Source organism: Hydrogenimonas sp. (assembly GCF_029933015.1).
GTDB lineage: Bacteria > Campylobacterota > Campylobacteria > Campylobacterales > Hydrogenimonadaceae > Hydrogenimonas.
In genome coordinates this window covers 1-2,747 of the sequence record NZ_JAOZOZ010000180.1, presented here as the reverse complement: position 1 = coordinate 2,747, position 2,747 = coordinate 1, and the positions used below count along the sequence as shown (strand labels likewise).

At 53.6% G+C, this 2,747-nt stretch carries 4 protein-coding genes; all 4 read right to left on the bottom strand.

The window, feature by feature from the left end; translation table 11 throughout:
• Positions 1-882, bottom strand: an 882-nt coding sequence (gene rho / locus Q1K23_RS08960; RefSeq protein WP_300363974.1) for a transcription termination factor Rho, incomplete at its 3' end; no start/stop codon positions are given.
• A gap of 138 nt (positions 883-1,020) precedes the next feature.
• Complete coding sequence (locus tag Q1K23_RS08955) at positions 1,021-1,575, bottom strand: Uma2 family endonuclease (protein ID WP_300363973.1); 555 nt, start codon at positions 1,573-1,575, stop codon at positions 1,021-1,023.
• Positions 1,576-1,670: 95 nt separating this feature from the next.
• Positions 1,671-2,069 carry a hypothetical protein gene (locus tag Q1K23_RS08950; RefSeq protein WP_300363972.1) on the bottom strand — a complete coding sequence of 133 codons (399 nt, stop codon included), beginning with the start codon at positions 2,067-2,069 and terminating at the stop codon, positions 1,671-1,673.
• A gap of 9 nt (positions 2,070-2,078) precedes the next feature.
• On the bottom strand, positions 2,079-2,747 hold a 669-nt coding region (galE, locus tag Q1K23_RS08945), incomplete at its 5' end, for a UDP-glucose 4-epimerase GalE (RefSeq protein WP_300363971.1).

The following is a 2,747-nucleotide window of genomic DNA, read 5'->3' as shown; positions in this document are numbered from 1 at the left end:
GACGGTGTTGTAGGCGCGGGCGAGGCGGGTGATGGAGTCGAGGAGGATGACGACGTCCTTGCCCATTTCGACGCGGCGCTTGGCCTTTTCGATGACCAGTTCGGCGACGCGGACGTGGTTTTGGGCCGGCAGGTCGAAGGTGGAGCTGTAGACTTCCCCTTTGACGCATCGCTCCATGTCGGTCACCTCTTCGGGGCGTTCGTCGACCAGCAGGACGATGAGCTCCACTTCGGGGTGGTTGTGGGTGATCCCATGGGCCAGCTCTTTCATCAGCTCGGTCTTACCGCTTCGCGGGGGTGCCACGATCAACCCGCGCTGACCCTTTCCGATCGGGGTGAAGAGATCGAGCACGCGCCCCGTCAGTTTGGTGGGGTTGTATTCGAGTTTCAGTTTCTCCTGCGGATAGAGGGGGGTGAGGTTGTCGAAGAGAGGTCGGTTCTTGCTTTCGGCGACCGGCATGTAGTTGATCGCTTCGATCTTCAGCAGGGCGTAGTAGCGCTCCTGCTCTTTGGGAGGGCGTACCTGTCCCGTGACCACGTCGCCGTTACGCAGGGCGAATTTTCGGATCTGGGTGCTGGAGACGTAGGCGTCGTTGCTGGAGTTGGAGAAGTTGGCGTCCATGGCCCGCAGGAAACCGTATCCTTCGTTGGTGATTTCGAGGATTCCCGTAAAGAGGATGTAGCCCCCTTTGCTCACCTGCGATTTGAGGATTTCGAACATCAGATCCTGTCGTTTGAGCTCGTTGGGGTTCTCGACACCCAGCTCTTTGGCGATGGCGATCAGCTCCTCGAGACTCTTTTGCCTCAGATCTTCGATCTTGTAGCCTTCGACGGGGATATGGGTTCTTTTATTATTGTTGGTACGGGTAGAGGTTTCGCTCATGTTTCCTTCTTTGTGAATCAGAAATTTGCAGAATTCTGGCAGAGTTGCAGGAGTGCCGAAGCACGAATGTGTCAGATAATTTTTTGTTGAAGCTATTGTAGCAATTTTGTCGAAATTTTGTCAAATCGGAAGCGCTGTCTATCTGTTGCGATAACGCCTGAAAACCTTTTCGAAATCGATCGTGACAGGACACTCGCTATCTTCGAAGCGATATCTCTCTACCGCGAAATCGCCCTGTTTGTCGAATTTTCCTTCGATGTTCTTGTAGACCTTCGCCACCAGTGCGTCGGGATAGAGGAGTACGTAGTATTTGACCTTCTCCTCTTCGTAGATCCCGAATTTGTACTGTTCGTCACGTTTGGCCGTAGCGGGACTGATGACTTCCACGACGATTTCGGGAGCTTTGGTCAGATAGGCTTCGTTCGTCTCTCCACACGTCAGGACGACATCGGGCCTGAGTACCGTATCTTCGTTTATTTTGTAATCGACTTCCGAAAGTACTTCACAATCTTCACACTCTTCTGCTTGGTTGGAAATTTCCACAGCTATCTGCATGGCCAATCCCTGATGCTTTCTTGTCGGAGCTGGCGACATGGCATAGGCCGTCCCGTCTATCAATTCCCAGTCACCTTCCCACTTTTTATAATCCTCGTAGGTATAATGCTCCCGATACTCCTCTTTCAAAGCACCCATGGCACCTCCTTTTTCGCGGGAATTTCTCTCTATTATACTGGAACCCATCTCAAAACACCCATAGAGATGGGTTGCCCCTATCGGATTTCGACGGATCAGTGATGGAGCGCGAAGGCGAGCATCGCCGGATAGATGATGACATTGATCCAGGGCATCCAGGCAGAGAGCGGCATCTGAAGCATCGCTCTGAAATCGGGAGAGAGGGTACCCTCATCGAGTTTTTGGACCATCCAGAGTTTGAACGCGATGTCTGTCGCTTTCATGACGAGAATGAGACTCAAAAGCGTGCCCCTGAAACCGGAGGCCACGAAGATGAAAAGCACCAGCCAGAATGATGGATGCATCGCAAAAAGCAGAAAGATATGGGTCCGGTAGTAGTATCGCACCCTCTCCAGTACGCCTTTGAGCGTGGGGGCGTGCTGCCACCAGCTTTCGAAAAGTTCACAGAAAACGAGGAGAATCAGCCATAAAGAAAAAAACTCTCCACTCTCCATTTCAGATTTTCACTCCGCGTCGGCGTAGCCGTTGGGATTCATGCTCTGCCAGCGCCACGTGTCTTCGCACATTTTTCGCATATCCCGTGTCGCCTCCCATCCGAGGGTCTCTTTCGCTTTCGTCGGATCGGCATAGCACGAGGCGATATCCCCGGGACGTCTCTCGACGATTTTGTAGGGCACTTTCCTTCCCGAAGCCTCCTCGAAGGCTTTGACGACATCCAGGACGCTGTAGCCGTTGCCCGTACCCAGGTTGACCGCTTCACACTGCGGTTTTTCCAGTGACTCCAACGCCGCCAGATGACCGAGCGCCAGGTCGACCACATGGATGTAGTCCCGCACTCCGGTGCCGTCGTGGGTGGGGTAGTCGCCCCCGTAGACGTTGAGATGCTCCCTGCGTCCCACGGCGACCTGGGAGACGAAAGGCATGAGGTTGTTGGGAATGCCTTGGGGATCTTCGCCGATCAGACCGCTTTCGTGGGCACCCACCGGGTTGAAGTAGCGCAATATGCTGATACGCCAGTTTTTATCCGATCGGTAGAGGTCTCTGAGCATATCCTCGATGACCAGTTTCGTCTGGCCGTAAGGATTGGTCGTACGAAGAGGATGATCTTCTGTCAGAGGCAGAAAATCTGGATCGCCATAAACGGTGGCGGAGGAGCTGAAGACGATCGTCTT